Origin of the sequence: Stieleria sp. JC731, from assembly GCF_020966635.1 — a bacterium.
In the GTDB taxonomy this organism is placed as follows: Bacteria; Planctomycetota; Planctomycetia; order Pirellulales; family Pirellulaceae; genus Stieleria.
In genome coordinates this window covers 1135819-1158205 of the sequence record NZ_JAJKFQ010000001.1, presented here as the reverse complement: position 1 = coordinate 1158205, position 22387 = coordinate 1135819, and the positions used below count along the sequence as shown (strand labels likewise).

Below are 22387 nucleotides of genomic sequence, written 5' to 3'. Positions count from 1 at the left end.
ATCTTCAAACTCCACAGGACCGGAAGAACTCTCACGGCAGATCCGAATTGATCGCGAAAATCAGGATGAGGGAACTCCCTCATCCCAATTCATTGGTATCAACAACTTATCTCAAAGCGTGCACCTCTGTTTCCACGGCGGCTCGACGGATACCGCTCGCGTGGAACATTGCCCCAAAGATTTGTTGTCAGAACCACTGCCATGATTCAGCCAATCAACGTTTTTCGATCACTTCACCTACGATCGCTAGTGCGCCCCTTATGCGTCTGCTGCGCCGTCGTTTCGGGTTGGAGCTACAACGCGACCGCCGCGACGGTGACCGATCCGACCCCACAATGGACACCGATTGTTTATTCGGGCGCCGGGCAGACAGACTACTACGACGACCAACAAACCGGAAACAGTAAGTCGATCGCAGATTTGGTCGGCAATATCAACAACCCATCCTTCTACTATCAATTCGATGATGGAGGCACGGTAGGAAGCTGGACCGACGGAAGCCTGCTGTTTCGTGTGCGGCTTGGCGCGGGTAGCACCACCGGGTTCTCGAGAAACGTTTTCGTTGGCATCGATGGCAACCAAGACGGCGCATTGGACCTCTACGCTGGTGTGCACAACCAAGGCTCCGCAGATGAGCTAGCGATCTATGGCACGGGTTCCGATTTGAATATCTCGCCTAGCACGACCAGCATCACCGGACCACTACAGACTTTTGCCGAGACATCGCAGAACTATCACTACGCCGCGGTCGATACTGCCGCAACCGATGTGGACTCGGACAATGAGACGGACTACTTCCTCAGTTTTTCGCTGCCCTTTCAGTCGATTGTTGACTGGATGCAGACTGAATCGTCACTCAGCGTTAACCAGGGCACGTCGTTCGGTTTCGTGCTTGCCACGGCAACCCAAGACAATTCGTTTAACCAAGACCTAAACGGCGTTCCAAAAGACTACGACGGATCGATGACCTGGGAACAACTCGGCGCGATCTCGGTGGGCACCTCTCCACTAGCGATTAGCGCCATACCAGAACCGTCTTCTGCGATCGCCCTGGGAATGTGCACGATTGCGATGCTGACCTGCTCGCGCCGGCGGCGACAGTCGCTTCGTCGCTAAAGTTATTTACTCTGGATTGTTTGGCAGCGTGATCGTTGCAACACAACCTGCCAAACCGCCTGTTAACGAAATTGTAGCTCCGTGGAGTTCTGCAATTCGATACGCCCGGCAAAGTCCCAATCCCAGTCCGCGTCCAGCTTCTCGACCACTGAAATAGGGATCAAAAGCATGCTTGGAAGCCTCGGCTGAAAGTCCGGGCCCACTGTCAGCGATATCGATCACCCAATTTGTTGGCGACGCGTACTGGTATTGATCAGTCCCGTCTGATCGCAACGAAACCACAATCGTTCCGCTTCGTCCGACAGCCTCAAACGCATTGCGAAGCAGCACTCGGATGGCTTCTAGGATCATCGATCGATCACCAATCGCGGTGACCTCTTCCTCCGGGACTTTGCTCAGCAAGCGAATCCCCTGCCCTTCTGCCATCGCTTCGTATTCCGCGCTCGCTTCACGAACCACGTGAACTAAATCAAAAGGTTGCAACACCGGTTCGGTCGGATTGGCATAGAACATCAACCCGGAAATCATCTCGTGTGCCCGAAACACCTGCCGGACGATTTGCTCTAGCGAATGACGTCGCCGATCATCCGCTTCATCGCTCGCCAACGCTTGGGCACGAGCGGAGATGTTTGCCAACGGATTGTTAATTTCATGGCTCAGCCCATACGCCAATTGCTTTGCCATCGAGAACTTATGTTCTTGAATTGTTTGATCGAATCGATGATCAACGGCGCGGCGTTCTTGTGAATCCAATGCCAATGCGTGCAACAATTGGCTGCCACTCGGCAATGCCGGATGATTAGCTGGCTCATCAACGTCCCAAATCAATCGTGGGATCTGATCCTGATAGTCTTGATCTGGGCCTAAAGCTTTGACGCGCAGCCACTCATTCGCATCTTCGACCCATGTTTGTGGATCTTTGGATCGCGATCGAGACATCAGCCGTGACCAACGTTGTTGATCGTTGTCGGTGATCGTTGGTGCCGAAAGAGCCCACTCACCGTCCGCAAACCGGCTTGCAAAATCAGCACTCAAAAACCAATGTGCAAGATCGGTTAGCGAAACCAACAACCCTGTTGGTGCTGAGAGCAATGCAAAAATCAGCAGCGGTGGATCTTTGGCGAGCGCAAGTTTCAGTCGGCCAATCAACGCACTTGTGTCGTGCGAGGTCGACTTGCTGGTTAGCGCAAGTGAGATTGCGACGGTCGCGGTATCTGATAGAGGCAACCAAGCTCGCGTCGCCTGCAATTGATCATTGCCATGCGACTGAGCATTCGGACTGTTGTCTGAATGCTCGGCAACTTGATTAACGATCGGCGGCAATACACCCCACCATCCGAGCGACCGAGTCGATTGCGGAACCATCGGCTCTTCCGTGGGTGTCTGGGCGCTCACCACCGCGTCCATCGTATTGGGGCAACGGGTTAGCTGACGCTGCGTTCAATTTCCAGCAGTTCGCAGGATCGCAACACCAAGTCGTCGATCGCAAATGGCTTTTGCATGAAGTCATTTGCACCGGCGGCTTTCAAGGCATCGACCTTGTTGTGTTCCACCATCCCAGAAATGCACAAGATCTTGACCATGTCCAAAGCTGGATCGCTGCGGACACGCTGGCAAACTTCTTTACCGTTGATATCGGGAAGCATCACGTCCAAGACGACAAGGTCAGGACGAAACTCTTTGACACCCATACCAGCGTCAAACCCGTTATTGGCCGTGCGGATATCGAAACGACCATCGCGTTCGAATCCTTCTTTCATCAATTCGACCAAATCTTGATCGTCGTCAACGATCAACAATTTCTTCTTGCCGCTTTCAAGCGCGTCAGTCGGAATCCCATTGTCCTTCATGAACAGATAAAGCTGCTCACGCGGAATTCGCCTAAACTTACTGCCTGGTACGCGAAAGCCTTTTAGCGAGCCATTGTCAAAGCAACGAATGATCGTTTGCTGACTGACTTTGCAAATTTTCGCCGCTTCGCCTGTCGTAAAGACCGTCTTTGTGGTCATCGCAGAAACCATCCTCCCTGCAGGACGAGCCGTTTCCCAACCTGTGCGTTAGTCGGTGGGCCACTTGGCTTTCGCAAAGCTCGCCCATCACGCGCGTCTTTCCGTGCTATTCAAAAGTCTGCACAACTGTGTTAGTCACCAAACCAACACGACACGCCTCTTTTAGCAAAACCTCCACGCTTCCACACAAGAGCACTTCGCCGCATTCTGTGCGAAAAACGCAGATAACAGCAAACTCCAAAACCCTCAAGTTTGCCGATCTTGCCCGACCAGCGAATCTTACCAATCTAACCGGCTAGGTCAAGATAGGAGAGCCTGGGTTGCTGGCCAAAGGCGATAGCTCACGCAAGATTGTTAATGTCGAGTTTGCGTTTTCACATGCCAACGGTCAGTCACCGAAGCCACAAAACGGCGAAGTAAAATTCCGCCGAACGCTTCGCTTCGCTCGCGAAACTGGAAATCGATTCGCTTTACCGAGCACGTTGCCTTTGATTCAACCAATCGATTGCTATCAAAGCGACTTTGATTTTGCTTCTTTCGAAGGCGCTTCCAAATAAGCCAACAAGAGCGCGATGTCGGCTGGCGTGATTCCGCTTATTCGCTGTGCTTGATCAAGAGTAACCGGACGAATCGAACTTAGCTTTTCCCGTGCTTCGGTACGCATGGCCGTGATGGTGGCGTAGTCGAATGAGATCGGAATCTTTTTCTTCAGCATCCGCTGCTGTCGGGCAACCTCATCTCGTTGCCGACTGACGTAGCCTTCGTACTTGATGTCATAGACGACTTGCTGTGCTGCTTGAGGACCGATCGTTGAAAGCTCACCAACGATGCCACACATCGTTTCCCAATCGACTTCGGGCCGACGTAGATAGACGTCGCCTTTGACATCACCTTTAGCGGTGCTGACCTTTGCCGCCGAAAGCAATTGCAAAGCGCGATCGATATCATCGAGTTTCTGCGCAAATCGCTGACGTCGATTTTCGCTAATCAGACCTAACTTGTCAGCATCGGCAGTCAGACGCCGATCTGCGTTGTCTTGGCGAAGCAATAAACGGAACTCTGCACGACTGGTAAACATTCGGTAAGGTTCGTCCGTTCCACTGGTAACCAAGTCATCAACCAAGACACCGATGTAGGCTTGATCGCGGGTTGGCACCCATGTTGATTTTCCGGCAACCAGTCGTGCCGCGTTCAGACCAGCAATCAGGCCCTGCCCTGCTGCTTCTTCATAGCCGGTTGTTCCGTTGATCTGACCGGCCAAAAACAACCCTGGCACCAGCTTCGATTCCAAGTGCGGCCACAACTGCGTTGGCGGACAATAGTCGTATTCGACAGCGTAGCCGTAACGCATGATCTGGGCTTTTTCCAAACCTTGAATCTGCCGGAACATCGCGTCCTGAACGTCGCGCGGCAAACTGGTCGAAATCCCGTTGACGTAGATCTCTTCGGTGTGATGGCCTTCGGGTTCTAAGAACAACTGGTGTGAATCTTTGTCTGCGAATCGCACCACTTTGTCTTCGATCGACGGGCAATAGCGTGGCCCGCGTGAATTGATTTGCCCGCTATACATCGGGGCACGATGCAAGTTGGCGCGAATCAGATCGTGTACCGCTTGATTGGTCATTGCGATATGGCAGGGAACCTGCTGGACATCCAATGAATCGTTCAGGAACGAAAAAGGCTGCGGATCGTCATCGCCGGGCTGCTCTTCCAAATTAGCGTAATCGATCGTCCGTCGATTCAATCGCGCCGGTGTTCCGGTCTTGAAGCGATCGATCTCGAATCCCAATCGACGTAGTGCGCCACTGATCCCAGTCGTGGTGCCTTCACCGGCGCGACCGCCGGCCGTTTTGGCATCACCTGTGTGCATGATGGCTGACAAAAACGTTCCTGTGGTTAGCACGACGGCTGGGGCGCGGTAAATCGCGTCGCCACGTACTTGGACACCAACAAGACGTTCGCCATCACCACTGGTTTCGGTCAGTAGGTCTTCAACCGTTTCTTGTCGCAGATCAAGGTTTTCTTGAAGCTCAATCGCGTGCTTGATGTACTGCTGATAGGCCCGCTTGTCCGCTTGGGAACGTGGGCTGTGCATGGCTGGCCCCTTGCGTCGATTGAGAAGCCGAAACTGAATTCCGGTTGCGTCGATCGCATGCCCCATCAATCCACCAAGGGCATCGACTTCACGAACGATCTGCCCCTTGGCGACTCCGCCGATCGCCGGATTGCACGACATCTGCCCAACGGTATCCAGATTGGTGGTCAGCAGCGCCGTCTTCGCCCCCAATCGAGCCGCCGCAGCAGCGGCTTCCGTTCCGGCATGGCCGGCCCCGATCACGACGACATCGTATTCATATTCAATCATGACTGAACGTTTCCAGTTGTTGATCTCACTTCCGTTGGCCTTACTTCTAGGGGGGGCTAACCAAGGCCTGCCCGACCATCGCTTCCTGATTTCCACTGTTTCGCAATCAAGATCATCGGCCCTGGCTGCCGACCACAAAAGCAGTGTGTACCGATTTCACTCGACTTTGACGATTTTGATGACTGTCATTGGCCCAGATCCATCGACAAATCGCAAGCGGCATTCCCTAGCCGGTTTGTATTTCGCACCGGCTGATTCCGCTGAATTGGCCGATTCAAGCGCCACCGGAACTCGCCCGATCATGCAATCGCTTCAGCAGCTGCGTTTTAGATTCTGCAGCTTCATTGACCGAGCGATTCCCCAATCGAGTCACCGGATTTCGGTTCCGACGGTCAGGCGTTGTCTGGGGGCCTTGGCTGTTTTGGGCGGCATAGTCGCCTGCCAAACGGCGTCCAGCCTAGCGGCGGATCCAACCACCTCTGACGACGTTATTGTCATCGCCTCTCGCACATTTGACATCCCATTTCACGTCAATGGACAGACATCCGACAGCAGCGTGAAACTTTATGTTTCGACCGACAAGGGGCAAAGTTGGCAAATCGCGACAGAGGCCCCTCTGCCAGTAGAAAAACTGCACTTTGAAGCGACCGAGGATGGCGAGCACTGGTTCGCGCACGAAACTACCACTGCGGATGCTCCGACACCGGCTGCACTATCGGCCGAACGGAAAATCTTGATCGACACCACCGGACCGGCGATTCAGCTTAGTGGTGAAGCCGATTTGGAAGGCGGACTACGCGCTCAACTATCGCTCAACGAACCCGGTCAACTCGGAACCCTGCGTGTTCTCTACGCGACCGATGTCGACCGTCAGTGGGTCACCGTTGCCAACGACACGATCAACGAACAAGGCGAGTTTCGAATCGACCCGAACGACGACTGGAAACAGATCGTTCTCCACGTCACGGCCCTTGATTCATTGGGCAACGCGTCGGTGGAATCGAGAACATTCCGGCGTCCGAGACTTGCGAACCTGCCAACCAAAAGTCTCGCCGGTGTGGGGCGTCCACCAATCCACACGGCTGCCGGACCGAGCGACCCACCGCAATTGAGAATTGGCCCGCCCTCGGTTCAGACTCAGTCAGAGTCATTAAGCGAGCAATATTTCAACGGCCAAACTGCAAACCAACCCTATGCCAGCGGTTCGGGGCTAGCTCCAACATCTCCGTATGCTCCCGGGCAATCGCCCAGCCAGTCACCAAGCCAGTCACCAAGCCAACGATGGTCTACCGCAGAATCATTCAGCCTGAATCGATTGGGTTTGCGCGGCGCGGGTCCTGCGGGTTCACGGCAACTGGATACACCACAATCCAGAATGGCTCCGATCGCTGGTGCCACTCCACAGGTGCAATCGCAGGAAGCGAACCAAGTGGCACAGCTTCCTGCCAGTGGATTAGCAGCACGTGTCACGTCTGACGGGATCGAAATTTTGCCTCCACCGACACCCGATGAAACATCATCGACCGCGGACGGTGGCGAGTCAGGCCCGTCGATGAATCTAACCGCTCCTAATCCATCGCTGCATAGTGAAGGGCCCAGGCCTGCCGGGCAACCGTCCGAAGCGGCAGCCACCACGAAGGCTGCCCCGAGCGACGCGTCATCACAAACGCTGCACAAAGCTCTCAGCCCGATCGCTTCGCCGGAATCAGTCGCAACGCCTGCGGCCGAACTCGATCACTCGGCGGAAGCCATTCCCGCGCCATCACCGTCTGGTACGGTTGCCGAAGAACGCCAGCACCGTGTTGAGCGAGCGGAGATCAAAGGACGACAGCTTCAGCGTGAATTCGATCTGGCTCAGCTTTCTCACACCATTCCGTATCGGTTTTCCAACACCAACCGTTTCAGCTTGGAATATGAGCTCGAAGCGGTCGGATCAACCGGAGTCGAAGCTGTTGAACTGTACGGCAGCCTGGATGGCGGGACGACTTGGAAGCGATGGGGCGCAGACGAAGATCGCACCAGCCCGTTCGACATCGAGACATTAGGCGAAGGGATCTTTGCCTATCGAATCGTAGTGCTGGGCAACAATGGCTTGGCAAGTCCACGCCCGTTGCCAGGTGACAAACCGGATATTGCAGTCATCGTCGATCAATCGCCCCCAGAAGTTCGCATCACTTCGGCACGCTATGGCGAAGGCGATCGAATCGGTTCGCTTGTGATCGAATACCAGTGCGGTGATGACAACCTTACAACACGGCCGATCGCCCTGGCATTCTCGGATTCGCTGGCAGGTCCATGGACAACGATTGCCGCGGGACTGCAAAACCACGGGACCTACGTTTGGCCTGCAGACCCGCAGCTTCCTGGGCAGATCTATTTGCGAATTGATGCGACCGACAAAGCGGGCAACACAGGCAGCTATCTTTTAGAGCAGCCGATCTTGACCAGCGGATTGGCACCCCGGGCTCGCATCTTGGGTTTCCGTTCGCGATAGCGACAGCGGCAACACCGAAGGCCTTGCGGTCAGAATTCCCCAGATCTTCTGATCTCAGAATGGATCACCAACGCGCCCGGCTGACACAATTGTCACGTCAAGTGTCAGCCGGTTGCATTGGAGACGGATCTAATTCTTGATAACTAGCAACCTGTCACGCACCGGTTACTGTCGAACAAGATCCGCATTACAGAAACATTGATTGGAACATCACCCAGCGTGCGGTTAGCAGGGTCATCAGCAAGCAGCACCACCATGAGGCGACGTGGGCAATCGGTTTGCTTCGCAAGCTGTAAAGGATTCCGATTGAGATCCCGGTGACGGTCAGCTTGAACAGGGTCAACAATCGTGCGTCGTGAATGAACTGGCTTCCGAGTGGGTTCAGTTCTTTCATCGCCCCCGCATTGGATGCCGTCAACGTCCAAATCAAGTCGACCACGGAAAAGACCGCGATGATGATCAGCGACTGGACGATAATTTTGTGGCTTTTCTGGACGTCGTGGTTTTCTGAATCGGCGGTGGGACGGTTGGAAAGCAGATGTCCGAAGCCGAGGACCACACCGATCATCGCCAAAATGGAAAGCGGATATGCGAGACGATTGCTGAGAAAAACAGCTGCAGATGTTTCATCACCCGCACGACCGGCTTCGTCGACTCGCTTCAATTCATCAACTGCACGAGCCAGAAAATCACCGCTAGGCTGGAACTCTGATACCACACGTCGCCAAGCCAGTGCCTCTTGCTTATTGAGGTGCGCCGGTGGCTTGACAGCATTGTCCATTTGATCGGTCAAGACACGCAGCAAGTGATAGCCATCGCCTTGTGGGTAGAGCACGATCGGTCTGACTTCGGGATAAACGATGACAATCCCACCCATCGAAGCTTGTTCGATATCGTTTGCGATCGATCGCAATTCACTGCCTCCCCAGCCACGGAAACCATCACCACTTCCCCAGCCACGGAATCCTTCGCCACGGAACTCGGAAGGCCTATCGAAGCCACGTCGCCCAAAGCGATCTCCTCGCGAGCGATCGAATTCAGGTTCAAACCCGACCGGAGTCGCGCGGACTTCGGAACCTTGTTCAGGAGCGTCAAAATACTTCTCGTCGAATTCAACGCCGTTGATGGTCAACTTGTCGTTGGTGCATTCGATCTTATAGGGCGGCTGCAAATACTGTCCTTCGACGATCAAGTACCCAGTTCGAATTCGGATCACTTCCAACTCGCCGGCCGAAGCCTGCGGTGATGGGATCGCTAAAGCGACTACACCACATCCGACCCAAAGGCCGCACAAGATTGACTTGAAGAGTTGCATGCAAACCACGTCAGGGGTTCCTAAGAAAAGTAGTTGAGCCAACAAACGAGTGCTATGTTCCAGCTTGATTTTCAGATTTGTCGTTTGGGCGTTAGCCCGATTGCCTTTGCGAAAACCGCCGCTAACGCAGTGCGGCTCATAAGGCTCCAACCCAACTTTTCAGTTGGAACATAGCATTACAGTGACATTGCGTTTAACTCTTACAAATCCGACGGGTTTCGAAGCATCACCGAAGAAAATTCTTTCTCAGCGATTATCCCAACAGATTGTTTTCCAGCACTCCTAGACCTTTGACGCACCCGCGACTAAGCATCGGGGTAGAATACGCCCTTCCGGTGACCACCCGGCGGACAGCGTTCCCTACCCCGGGTTTGCCACTTGACCCACCGGCGTTTCGCTCATCAGCAGCAAACGAAATATCTTTCTCCGGAGTCTCGAACGATGCATTCGGTTGTCCTACCTGCCGTCCTGTCGCTGATCTGCTGCTTGACGATTTTGGTTGACCCACTTTTCGCCAATCGTCCTAACATTGTCTTGGTCATGGCGGACGACCAGGGATGGGGCGAAACGGGCTACAACGGGCACCCAATCTTGAAAACGCCGCACCTAGACGCGATGTCCGAAAACGGGCTGAGATTTGATCGCTTCTACGCCGGTGCTCCCGTCTGCTCGCCGACCCGTGCGGCGGTGCTTACGGGACGCTCCTGCTATCGCGTCGGCGTCCCAGAACACGGTTATGCGCTTCGTCATCAAGAAGTTGCGTTGCCACAGGTCCTGTCGGATGCTGGATACCAAACAGCCCATTTCGGCAAGTGGCATTTGAACGGGCTACGTGGACCAGGTGCCCCGATCTTTTCGCACGACCCATTCAACCCTGGAAGGTTTGGTTTTCAGTACTGGCTCTCGGTCACCAACTTCTACGATCGAGATCCGCTGCTGAGTCGCAACGGAAACATCGAAGACTACAAAGGCGATTCGTCCGACGTCATTGTCGAACAATCGATGCGACACATCACCGAATTGGCAAAAAGGGATTCGCCATTCTTTGTCGTCATCTGGTACGGGACCCCACACTCGCCATTCAAAGCGTCCGAACAGGACATGGCTCCGTTTAAACATTTGGACGAAGCGTCCATGCACCATTACGGTGAATTGGTTGCGCTCGATCGCAGTGTCGGAGCCATTCGCAAAGGTCTACGCGATCTGAACATCGAAAAGGAAACCGTCCTTTGGTACTGCAGTGACAATGGTGGATTACCGCGAATCGAACCGCCAACGACAGGAGGGCTTCGCGGCAACAAAGGTCAGATCGACGAAGGCGGTTTACGAGTTCCTGGCATCATCGAATGGCCCGAGACAATCAAGCCGCGCCGCACCAGTTTTCCTGCAAGCGTGATGGATATGATGCCAACCATTTTGGAGTTGGCAGAAACAAAACATCCCATCCCTGAGCGCCCCGCCGATGGAATCAGCCTGCGTCCATTGTTCGACGGAACGCAGCCTGATGGAGCTCGCCAGTCGCCGATTTTCTTCCGCTACAAGAAATCAGCAGCCATGGTCGACAACGCGTGGAAATTGACAACGCGACAGTTGGAACGCGGCCCGTATGAGCTTTACAACTTGGCATCCGACAAAATCGAAAAGCACGACGTTGGACAAGCAAATCCAGATCGTCTGAAATCGATGACGCAGCGGTTAAAAACTTGGCTCGAAGCTACCGACGCGAGTGAAGCCGGCAAGGACTACCCCGAAGGCGAGGTTGATACTTCACACCCCCAACCGATGTACTGGACCGAACGCGACGACTACCAAGCGTATCTCGATCAATGGAAAGACCGCTGGGAGTATGCGGGATGGCTAAAGCGACGTAGCAACAGAAAATAGCTGATTCGGGTTCTCGTAAATTCGCCGATAGCGCAAGGGCTGTCTGATCGCTGATCAAAAGCCTATGCTGTCTTGGGTTCGAAACCTCTGCACGATTTCGCCATATCCCCTGTGCCGCAGCGGCCAAACGTCACTTCGTTACTGCCCCCGGTTCCAATTCAACGCCCGCCTAGCGATGCCCAAAAGTCACGCCTTCGAATTCCTTACCAAAACAGCGAAGGGCGACCCGCCTGAATTTTCTGTTGCAGGACTTTTCGGCGCTGATCGAACGCTAATCGGCTGGGCGACTTCGCTGCTCGTCGGAGATTCGGACGTCACCGAATTTGACGGCACCACGGCACGCTGGTCAGACGTCAACGATGAACTATCGACGGGGTCCCTGTTTGACATGGGCGAAAAACGTGCGATCGTCATTCGCGATGCGGACGCGTTCTTGTCCGCCAACCGTTCTGAAGTCGAAGACTACTTGGCGAAACCAGGAACGGTCGCCCGATTGATTTTGCAGCTGCAGTCCTTGGCCAGCAACACCAAGGTCTACAAAGCACTGGACAAGTCTCACATCTTGATTTGTTGCAGTGGCGAAACCGGAAAGAAGACCGGAGCCACCGCTGTGTCACGGCGCAAGTTTTTGACCGAGTTTGTCGCCAGTCGTCACCAAACCAAAATCACTGGCGAAGCTGCCGACGCACTTGTCGAGATGCTTGGTGATGATGTCGGTTTTCTCGATACCGAAATCGCAAAGCTCGCCTGCTACTTGCAACCTGGCGAAACGATTGGCGAAGACTTGGTCCGTGATGTTGTCGCGGGCTGGCAAGGCAAAACGATTTGGCAAATCACCGATGCGATCTCTTCTGGCAATGCAGCCGAAGCGTTACTGCAATTGGACAAGTTAATCTCTGGCGGACAGCCACCGGTCGCGTTGCTGCCGCAGATTGCCTACTCGCTGCGTAAGCTTGGCTTGGCAACCGCCATTCACTTGGCTGCCGAACGTGCAGGCAAAAAACCACACCTCGAAGACTCGCTTGTCAAAGGCGGACTACGCCCCTTCGAAATTGGGCGTGCGACTTCGGATATGAAACGCATGAAGCGTGAACGGGCCGCCAAACTGCTTGAGTGGCTGCTCGACGCGGACCTTCGACTCAAAGGCACGCACAGTTCGGACGGCTTGGACCGTTTCATGCTGGAAAGCTTCGTATTGCGACTGGCCCAATAATCGGTGCCCCAAGCACGAAGCCATACAAACCGCATTAGCGGCGTTTGCCACGTTTCGCTTTCTTCCCCTTGCCACGCTTTCCGGGCTTAGGACGATTGGCCTTGGGCGATCCGCTCCGCCGATCGGTTGGCTTTCCCGAACCGACCGAATGGTTCTTCTCGGGATGCAGAAACAGCTGCCGGCCGATCAAGTCGACCTTAGCAATACGGACCGTCAATTGATCGCCGAGCCGATAACGGTGATGGGCTTTAAAGCCGATCAACATTTGTCCGCGTCGTTCGAACCGATATTGGTCCTGCGGCAATTGATCAACGCCAACGTAACCGTCGATCGGCAGCTTGGTGCATCGGGCCAGAAAACCGTCGGCAAACACTCGCGTGATCACCGCGGGCATCGATTGACCGATGTTGCGTTTCATGAAGTGCAACAATTTTAGTTCGGTCAATTCGCGTTCGGCCTGTGCGGCGTTGCGTTCTTGATCGCTGCAGTGGTGACCAAGACTGACCAGCGTTCCCATCGAATCATCTGGAGTCGACTCGCCACGTCGCAACCGATCGATCAACCGGTGTACCGTTAAGTCAGGGTAGCGCCGAATGGGACTTGTGAAGTGGCAGTAATGATCCATGTCCAACGCATAGTGTCCTTCAGTCTGAGGACCGTAGACTGCTTTGTTCATGCTGCGTAAGACCGAAAAGTTCACCGCGTCTTCTAGCGGTGTCTTCGCGACGCGATCGATCACATTCTGAATTTCGAACCGGCTTTCGACCGAGTCGACTCCAATGCCCAGTTCTTTGATGAACATCGAAAGCTGGCGCAGTTTTCGGCGATCCGGCGGCGGATGGATACGATGCAAGAACTTAAGCCCCAAATCGTCCAACCAAGTTGCGACGGCCTGGTTGGCGGCCAACATGAACTCTTCGATGACTTGATGGCTTTCAGTATTGACGGTCCGATAGGCGCCTTTGACTTTGCCGTTGCGATCGAATTCAAGTTTGACCTCAGGCATGTCCATCGTGATCGCGCCGCCTTTCAATCGACGCTGCCGAATGGTCATCGCCAAGGAATGCATCGCCGTCAGCATGTCACAGACGTCGCTTCCCCATGACTCGCGATATCGATCGGGGTCATCCAAAAACTGATCCACAAGTGCATAGTGCAAACGCTTGTCACTGCGGATGATGCTGTTGTGGACTTCGGAGTGAACGACGACGCCTTCGTCGGTCATCTCAATTTCGACCGTCTTAGCCAACCGCTTACGTTCGGGTTGCAAACTGGCAAGGTGATTGCTGATGATCTCCGGAATCATTGGAATCACACGATTAGGCAGATAGACGCTAGTTGCCCGTCGCCTTGCTTCTTCATCGATTTTGCCACCGGGATGAACGAAGTAGCCAACGTCCGCGATATGAACAAGCAGTCGCCAATGCCCCTTTTCGTTCTTCGATAATGAAATTGCGTCGTCAAAGTCCCTGGCGTCGTAAGGATCGATCGTGATTGTCAGCTGATCGCTGAAGTCCACTCGATCTTCTGGTAACGCATCTTCGTTGAATTCGTCCGAACGCTTCCGAGCCTCTTCGATCACCTCATCGGGAAACGAATCTGGCAACGCGTACTGACGCATGATGGTCAGCGTATCGATGTTCGGGTTTTTATTGCTTCCCAAACGTTCCAACAACACCGCTTCACCGCCCTGCCCTTTTTCACCGGGGAATCGGACGACTTCAACGTAGACCTTGTCGTTGACTTCCAACGGTAGACCTTCGACGTCGCCAAGATAGACAGGTTCGTCGTAGGGTGTACCGTCGAGATAGACTGCGGGAGCTTTGTTGACCGACACATAGGTGCCGGTGAATTGACGTCGCGAACGTTCGATGATGCGGTGAACCGAGCCTTCGTTTTCGCCCCTTCGGCCCGGCCTAACTTTAACTTCGACGATGTCGCCTTCTAAGGCTCCGCCGGTTTTGCCGGGTGGGATGAATAGGTCATCGGTCATCGCGCCGTCACCGGAGTCGCCGGGACGGACGAACCCGAACGCGCCGCCAGCGGCCATTCGGAACACACCGCGAATGCGATCTTGCGGACCACCGATGGCTCCCGTGCTAATCACCAAATGGTTCGAACCGTAGATCAATCGACCTTCGAGAACCAACTGCTTGATCGTTCGACGGAGTTCACGGTAGCCGTCCGGCGGCAATTCCAAAGCGGCCGCAATTTGTTTTGGCTTGCTTGGCCGATATTCCGGTGCAACCACCAGTCGCATCACGCGATCGGCAAGCTCTTGAGAGATTTCCATAACTGTATTTGTATTCGTATTAGATAGACGGAGATGGACCGTTCACTGTGATCCATTTCCATTTCGTGTAGTCTTCGATTCCGGTTTCCATTCCTTCTCGTCCGAAACCGGCGTCACCGTCCCCGCCAAAGGGGACGTCAGGTTCTTGTTGAATGGTCATGTCGTTGACATGCACCATGCCGCAACGCAGCGACCGAGCTAGCCAGAATGCTCGATCAATGTTTTGGGTAAAGATTGCCGCCGAGAGCATCGCCGATCCGGCGTGGGCTAGCTGCAACGCATGACCTTCATCATCAGCAGCTTCGATCGTGACGACCGGCCCAAAAGTTTCTTCGCGATAGAGTCGCATCGTTTCTTTGACACCCGACAGCACCGTTGGGTTCAGTCGATTTCCAGTCCACTGATTCCCGCAAAGGACGCTTGCTCCGTTCCGATACGCATCGGCGATATGATCATCGATCCTCTGCCGTGCGGCTTTGCTGATCACCGGACCAATGACGGTGGCGGGATCATGCAAATCTCCCTGCGGAAGTTTTTGCACCGCGGCAACAAACTTTTCGACAAATGCATCCATCAGTCCGCGTTCGATGATCACACGACTGGATGCCATGCAGATCTGGCCTTGGTAGATAAAGCCGCCACGCACCGCTGCCGGAATCGCCTTCTGCAGGTCCGCATCAGAGAGAATCAGGATGGGGTTCTTTCCGCCCAGCTCCAACGTCACACGCTTTCTAAATTGCCCGCAATCGGCTTGGACTTGTTGGCCAACCTTGGCTGACCCTGTGAAGCTAACTGCCTGGACTAGCGGATGGCGAACCAAAGCCGGACCGATCTGACCACCAATCCCAAAGACAACGTTCATCAGTCCCGGCGGTAGGCCCGCGTCGGCGTAGAGCTTCGCCACTCGGTCAGCCACCATCGGCGACTGTGGTGATGGCAGCAAAACAAAACCATTTCCAGTCGCTAGCGGCAAACTGCTGTGCTTGATTGCCTTGATCAGCGGAACGTTGAACGGAGTGATCCCAGCGACGACTCCCAAAGGCTCTCGTATCGCCAAACTCATCCGGCCGGCAATGTCGCTTTGGTAAGTCCGTCCGGTCATCCGTCGAGCCATCGATGCGTTCGCCCGCAGGACTCGCGCGGCAATCCCGATCTCCATTTTGGCTTTTGAAATCGGCGAACCGATCTCGCGGATAAGCAAATCGATGAATTGATCCTGGTCTCGAAGCAGCAAGTCAGCTGCGCGAAGCAAAATAGCCTCACGCTGGCTCGGTCCTAAACCAGACGATCGTTCCTGTGCGGTTGCCGCTGCTTGAACTGCGGCATCGACCTCGGCAACCGTTCCGCAGCAAACCTTACAGAGTTGCTGATCGGTTTCCGGATCGAAGCTGACGAAGTGTTCAGAAACGGAAGATGATTGATACTCTCCCCCGATCCAATGCTTGACCAACGGAACGCTTGCTTGACTTTCGCTCAAGAGTTTTGCATGTCGCAATGAGATTCGTGACTGGCTCCATGACCAACGCAAAGGTCACTGGCTGTCTTCAATTCTCCGCTCTGAACAGTTTTTTTGCTAGATGCGGTCTGAATTGGTGAGCCGTCCCCCTGCCCCGGACGCAGCTACCCAAATTCTATGGCCCCTTCAAGTCAACCTTAATTACCCCAACGGTTGGCAAACAAGGTTCACGCGTCGACGTGCGGACTATCAGTACCTTATTCGTTGGTACTCAGACCCCGAAGATGCCGGCAAGCTTTCCCCAGCTGGCCTGCCATTGCAGCTCTTTAAAATGCTTTGAAAAGGTCTGACGAATCTCAGCGGGCATGCCCAACCACTGTTCATAGGTCACGCGTTCTTGTTCGGTCATGATCGCCAACGCGTCGCCTTTTGCATACAGTTTTCGCATCACAGACAACTCGGTAACGAAATGCGCAAACGTCAGGAACGGCGTCCGCCAAGGTTCGATCACGAAGAACTTTCCTCCGGGACGAAGCACACGCCTGACTTCGGCAAGGCACTGATCGAGGTCCCCAGGCATGTTTGGCAAGTGATGCAGTCCGCCTTGAACGATCACGATGTCATAGCTCGCATCCTCGAAAGGCAATTCCAAACAGTTCGCTAGATGTAGCTGAGCGGCCCCGTTGTATTGCTTCAGCAAAGTGTCACTTAGATCGACTCCTTCGACCTGTGTGAAACCGAGTTGCTCCAGTGCGACCAAGCCATTTCCACGACCGCAAAAAATCTCGACGACTCGGCTGTTTCGATCGAAGTCCTGGAATCGGAATCGCGTGAGACGTTTGATGAATTTGGCGATTTCCTCCTGCGGAGTTTCGAAACGCGCGTAGGCCGCCTCCCAAATTGGATCACAACACATTTGCCCAGCAGGAACATGCTCAATGATATTGCTGCGGACTTCATTGCATAGTGGATCACTCATTTCCCAACCTCTGCGATCGGCTTCAGTCGTCTGGATCGCTGCATCATCAATACGCCTGCCATCAAGGACGCCATTGCGGTTTGAAATCCGATCGCAATCATGGTCACTCCGGGGACGACCCAACGCATCGTCTCGGGATAGTCCAACGGACCGAACCCTGATTTCCACCACTGAAAGACGATCGCTCCGACCATCGAGATGCCGACAACGCCGCTAACGATTCCAAACAGGAGGCCTCGTTCGACGGTTACATGTTCGAGCTTTTCATGCGGCGGCATCATCCCTTCGCGGCCGGTAAAGATTCTTGCGAGCGTCGCCAACAAAACACATTGCCAACCGAGCAGCAGAAACAAGCTTGCGACCAACAACGTATGAACGTCAAGCGCCGCGCCGAACAGCCTTACCTGAGGCAGTGCCATGGCGTAGCCGAACAGCCCGACTGCCAACAGCACCAGTCCAGGCCGGAAGAAAGTCCATGTTGGGCTAAATGCGAGGAACAATCGCAGCGTGCGCCAGCCATCACGAAATGTCCTTAAGTGCGGCCCATGCTGCTTTCGTCCATCGGGATGCAAGGTGATCGGCACTTGGCTCATCGAAGTGCCATGAGCATTTCGGTGTAGACCGCTTTTGATAATCATCTCGGTAGCGAACTCCATCCCCGGCGAACGCAAATCAAGTTGATCGTAGTGTTTTCGTGTGAAGCCTCGCATTCCGCAATAAACATCGTTGATCGGGATTCGAAACATCAGTCGCACAAGCATGCTAAGGACCGGATTGCCAAACCAGCGATGCAGAAACGGCATCGCCCCCGGAAGCACCCTCCCGCCACCACGCGGCAGTCGGCAGCCCTGAACTAGGTCATGCCCTTCACGAAGACTGTCAACAAATTTTGGGATCTCTAAAAAGTCGTAGCTGTCATCGGCGTCACCCATCAACACGTACTTACCATCGCTGGCTTCGATACCATGCATCAATGCGGCACCATACCCGCGTTCGGCAACGTCAACGATTCGGGCCCCCTGTTCGATGGCAAGCTCTTGGGAGCCGTCAGTGCTTCCGTTGTCGGCGACCACAACTTCACCATGGACGCCGGCTTCACGCATGGCGCGAACCGCTTTCTCCACACAGATTCCAACCGTATCGGCCTCGTTCAAACAAGGCATCACGACAGACAGTTCGGGTGAGTCTTTCATTTAGACAGAGAGTGACAAGTTTACGGCTGAGGAACCGGTTGGGACTGTTTCTGATGACGAGCCGGAAAGTATGAAGTTGCCGCAATGGCAATCACCGCCAACGCAACGGGCTCAACGATCATCCGATAGCGATAACCGGGGATTTCCAATACGGCGGTGACGAAGGTGAAGTACGCCAAAACCAGCAGTAGCCATAGGCCTGACGCACGCGTCGCCGGGGAATACAGCATCAGCATCGTTGCCAATCCGGTCAACAACATCAAGAACGTGTTGGCCAACAGTGAATTGCTAAGCCGATACCGTAGGGCTGTATCGATTAGTGCGACTCGCACACCCCAAATTGACTGTCCGGAATATTGCGTCTGCGAGATTTCCTCCGGAGACAACTTGGACGAGGCCGCGACCTCGACGAAGGATTCCGGCAACTCCGTCGCCCGCGTCCTCCAGAAATTGAAAATCCTCCGCACGGTCTTTTTTGCAAACGGAGACGGCGATTGCTTGATCGCGTCAAACGCGACATCTTTCATCAATCGGTCGCCTTGTGCATCATCGATTTCGGCTGCCGTCAAGGACTTCGATACCGTCCATGTCTCACGCCACCGTTGATCGGATTGCAGATCGTCCCAGCGTTCTTCCCCCAACGCATGTCGCAGCGCTGAACCTGCATCCGTGCTGGGGAACTCCAGTTCGGCACCGCTGCCATCCTGAAAAGTGACGATCCAAATGTTGCGACCGACGAACTCGGTCATCATCAGCTTCCCGAAAATGGCTTGATTGCGTAGCAGCCACGGCATGACGCAAACGACCGTAACGAGCGCAGCGATCGCACATCCGACAATCGCTTGCCTGCGATCCGGGCTGGGCCAAGACTTGCTATGGGTTACATCTTCACGATTGCCCGCATCGTGGCTGCTGGAATCTTGGCTGCCAGAACGATGCCTCCAAAAGAACCTTGCCAATAAAAAAATCACATCGGCAATCCACAACAACATCGCAACAGGCCGCGTCAACATTGCCATCGCGAGAGTGAATCCTACCAAACCACCAGTCGGTGGACTCGGTTGCCTGACAAACCTTGCGACGGTGTAGAGATGCAACATCACAAGAAACGTGAACAACGTCTCCGACAGCACGGTCGTGGTGTAAGTCACTGACGATACCATCCCTGTGGAAACCACCATTACAAGCAATGCGGTCCGGCGATCCCCAGAAATTAATCTCGCCAACTCGGCGGTGATGCCTACCGTTGCGACCCACAGAATTCCCTGAACGCAGGCGAGCATCCAAAGAGGTTCAGCCGAAATCGCATTGATCACCCCCAGCATCCACGGGTACCCGGGGGTTCGATAGGCCACCTCATGACCGGTCAAAAGCAGATCGCCGCCGGCGACAGACTGGCCCAACTCCCAGTAGTATTTTGCGTCCCAGATCAGTGGGCTTGGGCCACGCGCGACCACGGCTGCTACTTTCACAAGCAGCAGCAACAGCAGAATCGTCATTGCGGATTTGAAACGCAAACGTCAGCCCGGTGCCTAGTTCGTCCTGTTAAATTCGACCGAGACCTTGATAACCGATCGACGCGGTATCTTCTACGCCTGAGCACCTTGACGGTTCACCAGAATTAGCCCCTAAACAACCGAAGGATTGGAGCGACGAATCAGCCATCCGATCGATTCGTCCGCCGATTTTTATTGCCGAGGTGTAATTACTTAGGCGGCAAACCGACCTCGGTCGACATTGTTCTACAGTTTCAGGATTTCGCTTGCTCCTTCCGCATCAACAATCATTCCGTCGCACGATCACTTAAATGAAGTCGCTTTTACCCGTCATTGATGCGGGGAAACCAACCAATTTGGTCATCCCATTTGCCGAACGTTCACGGCGTGACGCCCTGCCGATGGTGCGTCAATCCCTGCGACAATTGCAGATCAACGTCGGAAAACTTTGCAACCAAACTTGCGTGCACTGCCACGTCGAAGCCGGACCGACAAAACGCCGTGAAAACATGGACACGAAAACGGCCGATCGAATCATCGACCTTAGCCGTAAAAGCAGCGGGCTTGAGCTGGTTGATATCACGGGTGGTGCCCCGGAGATGAACCCCAACTTTTGCCGCCTTGTTAGCGAGTTCCGGTCTCGCGGCATTCAGGTCATCGACCGCTGCAATCTGACCATTTTGCGTCAGCCCGGTTACGAATGGGTCGCCGAATTCCTGGCGGACAACCAAGTCAACGTGGTCGCGTCACTCCCGTGTTACCTGGAAGACAATGTTGACGGGCAACGCGGCGACGGCGTCTTCGCGGCGAGCTTAGAAGCACTGCGTCAACTGAACGAGCTGGGCTACGGACGAAACAAGGAATTGAAACTGGACCTCGTTTACAACCCGACAGGGACAGGCCTGCCACCTGACCAAGCAAAGCTTCAGGAAGATTATCATCGCGAGCTTCAGTCACGGTACTCAATCGTCTTCAACGACCTGCTGACGATTACCAACATTCCGATCAAACGATTCGCGATGTTTCTTTCTAAAAAGAATAAACTCGAAGAGTACTTTCAAACGCTGGAAGCCAAGTTCAATCCGGATGCGGCGAACTCTGTGATGTGCCGATCACTTTTGTCCGTTTCCTGGGATGGAAAACTTTACGATTGTGACTTCAACCAGATGATCGACTTACCCGCCCAAGGCAAACCTGAGCGACCAACGATCTGGAACATCGACACCTTCGACGAATTGATTGGGAAAGCGATCAACACCGCCGATCACTGTTACGGTTGCACCGCAGGGTCTGGCAGCAGCTGCGGCGGAGCGCTGCTGTAGCGCTGCAGCCGATATTAACATTTGCAATTCATTGACTTCGTTTGCGAAGCAACGCCCAACAAAAACAGAAACCTCCATGAATATGCTAAACACAGAATCTGCCGTTCGCGAACGGTACTCGTCGGCAGCAGCCGAGCGAGAACCGGCACTTTGCTGCCCCGTCGATTACGACCGCCGCTATCTGGAAATCATCCCTCAAGAAGTTATCGATCGCGATTACGGATGCGGTGACCCATCAAAGTACGTCCGTGAAGGCGAAACCGTCTTAGATCTTGGCAGCGGCGGCGGAAAGATCTGCTTCATTGCCGCACAAATCGTCGGTGCTGAGGGACGGGTCATCGGCGTCGACATGAACGACGAGATGCTTGAACTGGCTCGGCAAAGCCAACCCGCCGTCGCGGAGCAGATGGGCTACGACAACTTGGAATTTCGCAAAGGCAAAATCCAAGACTTGGCGATCGACCGCGATCGAGTCGATGAATACCTCAAGGCATCCCCAGTCACGGACGAAGCCAGCTTTCAACAGCTGGAAAAGTATCTTCACGAGATGCGCACCAACGCACCGCTGATCCCATCCGATTCGATCGATGTGATTGTCAGCAACTGTGTGCTCAATCTTGTCGATGCTAGCGAGAAGCCTACCCTGTTCGCAGAACTATTTCGCGTTCTGAAGCCTGGCGGTCGGGCCGTGATCAGTGATATCGTCAGCGACAAGCTGGTCCCCGATGAAATGCAGCAAGATGCAACGCTTTGGAGCGGCTGTATCAGCGGCGCACTGCAAGAGAAAGCCTTCATCGATGCATTCGCAAACGTTGGGTTTCAAGGTATCCAAATCGCGGTCTATCAGTCCGAACCCTGGCAAACGGTCCAAGGAATCGAGTTCCGTTCGGTAACCGTGATCGCCTACAAGTTGGCGTCCGATGAAAGCGACAGTCAGCGTGACGGTCAGCAAACAGAACTGGTTTACCGTGGCCCCTACGCCAGCATCGAAGACGATGCAGGGAACCGTTTCGTCCGAGGCGAACGGACTGAAGTCAGCCGCGAAACCCTCGAAGCCATGCAGGGTGAACCTTACGCGAATGACTTCATTACCAAGTCACCTGGGTTCACCAGTGACGTCGAATCGCAGCCGATGAAGACATTCACGATCGGCAGCAGCTCGAGCGATTCTTGCTGCGGCAACGGCGGTTGCTGTTAACCGCCCGCGTTCTTGAATGCCGCGTTCGCCATCGCAACGCGGCTAATTGCTTGA

15 protein-coding genes are annotated in these 22387 nt (G+C 54.3%); 6 read left to right on the top strand and 9 right to left on the bottom strand.

Features of this window, described 5'->3' with window-relative positions; genetic code table 11:
* The first annotated feature begins 201 nt into the window (after positions 1-201).
* Positions 202-1116: a hypothetical protein gene (locus LOC67_RS03770; protein WP_230261178.1), complete on the top strand. Its 915-nt coding sequence runs from the start codon at positions 202-204 to the stop codon at positions 1114-1116.
* 6 nt (positions 1117-1122) lie between these two features.
* Here LOC67_RS03770 and LOC67_RS27505 read toward each other — a convergent pair whose 3' ends face one another.
* The 3 genes from LOC67_RS27505 to mnmG all read right to left on the bottom strand — a co-directional run bounded on the left by LOC67_RS27505 (position 1123) and on the right by mnmG (position 5490).
* Positions 1123-2511, bottom strand: coding sequence for a sensor histidine kinase (locus tag LOC67_RS27505; RefSeq protein WP_230261177.1), 1389 nt, complete (start codon positions 2509-2511; stop codon positions 1123-1125).
* 29 nt (positions 2512-2540) lie between these two features.
* A complete protein-coding gene (locus tag LOC67_RS03760; protein WP_230261176.1) occupies positions 2541-3125 on the bottom strand; it encodes a response regulator in 585 nt (194 codons plus the stop codon).
* 511 nt (positions 3126-3636) lie between these two features.
* Complete coding sequence (mnmG, locus tag LOC67_RS03755; protein ID WP_230261175.1) at positions 3637-5490, bottom strand: tRNA uridine-5-carboxymethylaminomethyl(34) synthesis enzyme MnmG; 1854 nt, start codon at positions 5488-5490, stop codon at positions 3637-3639.
* Between mnmG and LOC67_RS03750 the strand changes: the two genes are divergently transcribed.
* The gene (locus LOC67_RS03750; RefSeq protein ID WP_230261174.1) at positions 5489-7984 is read left to right on the top strand and encodes a hypothetical protein; all 2496 of its coding nucleotides are present in this window, start codon (positions 5489-5491) and stop codon (positions 7982-7984) included. The two genes, mnmG and LOC67_RS03750, sit on opposite strands and share 2 nt — an antisense overlap.
* Before the next feature lie 187 nt (positions 7985-8171).
* On the opposite strand, the gene LOC67_RS03745 is transcribed toward LOC67_RS03750, so the two are convergent.
* A complete protein-coding gene (locus LOC67_RS03745) occupies positions 8172-9299 on the bottom strand; it encodes a DUF5658 family protein (protein ID WP_230261173.1) in 1128 nt (375 codons plus the stop codon).
* Between the two features lie 441 nt (positions 9300-9740).
* Here LOC67_RS03745 and LOC67_RS03740 point away from each other — a divergent pair, with 441 nt between their 5' ends.
* A complete protein-coding gene (locus LOC67_RS03740; RefSeq protein WP_230261172.1) occupies positions 9741-11183 on the top strand; it encodes a sulfatase-like hydrolase/transferase in 1443 nt (480 codons plus the stop codon).
* A 175-nt stretch (positions 11184-11358) separates the two neighbouring features.
* Positions 11359-12396: a DNA polymerase III subunit delta gene (gene holA / locus LOC67_RS03735; protein ID WP_230261171.1), complete on the top strand. Its 1038-nt coding sequence runs from the start codon at positions 11359-11361 to the stop codon at positions 12394-12396.
* 34 nt (positions 12397-12430) lie between these two features.
* Here holA and LOC67_RS03730 read toward each other — a convergent pair whose 3' ends face one another.
* From LOC67_RS03730 to LOC67_RS03710, 5 genes are all read right to left on the bottom strand, one after another.
* Positions 12431-14689 (bottom strand): ribonuclease R family protein, encoded by a 2259-nt coding sequence (locus LOC67_RS03730; RefSeq protein ID WP_230261170.1) that lies wholly within the window; start codon positions 14687-14689, stop codon positions 12431-12433.
* Positions 14690-14708: 19 nt separating this feature from the next.
* Positions 14709-16166 carry an aldehyde dehydrogenase family protein gene (locus LOC67_RS03725; RefSeq protein ID WP_230261169.1) on the bottom strand — a complete coding sequence of 486 codons (1458 nt, stop codon included), beginning with the start codon at positions 16164-16166 and terminating at the stop codon, positions 14709-14711.
* Between the two features lie 250 nt (positions 16167-16416).
* Complete coding sequence (locus tag LOC67_RS03720; protein WP_230261168.1) at positions 16417-17124, bottom strand: class I SAM-dependent methyltransferase; 708 nt, start codon at positions 17122-17124, stop codon at positions 16417-16419.
* Positions 17121-18317: a glycosyltransferase family 2 protein gene (locus LOC67_RS03715; protein WP_230261167.1), complete on the bottom strand. Its 1197-nt coding sequence runs from the start codon at positions 18315-18317 to the stop codon at positions 17121-17123. Before LOC67_RS03715 ends, LOC67_RS03720 begins: the two co-directional genes overlap by 4 nt.
* Before the next feature lie 20 nt (positions 18318-18337).
* Positions 18338-19816 carry an ArnT family glycosyltransferase gene (locus LOC67_RS03710; RefSeq protein ID WP_230261166.1) on the bottom strand — a complete coding sequence of 493 codons (1479 nt, stop codon included), beginning with the start codon at positions 19814-19816 and terminating at the stop codon, positions 18338-18340.
* Between the two features lie 308 nt (positions 19817-20124).
* Between LOC67_RS03710 and arsS the strand changes: the two genes are divergently transcribed.
* Entirely contained in the window at positions 20125-21135 is a 1011-nt protein-coding gene (gene arsS / locus LOC67_RS03705; RefSeq protein WP_230261165.1) for an arsenosugar biosynthesis radical SAM (seleno)protein ArsS, read from the top strand.
* Positions 21136-21211: 76 nt separating this feature from the next.
* A complete protein-coding gene (locus LOC67_RS03700; protein ID WP_230261164.1) occupies positions 21212-22333 on the top strand; it encodes a methyltransferase domain-containing protein in 1122 nt (373 codons plus the stop codon).
* The last annotated feature ends 54 nt before the right edge of the window (positions 22334-22387 follow it).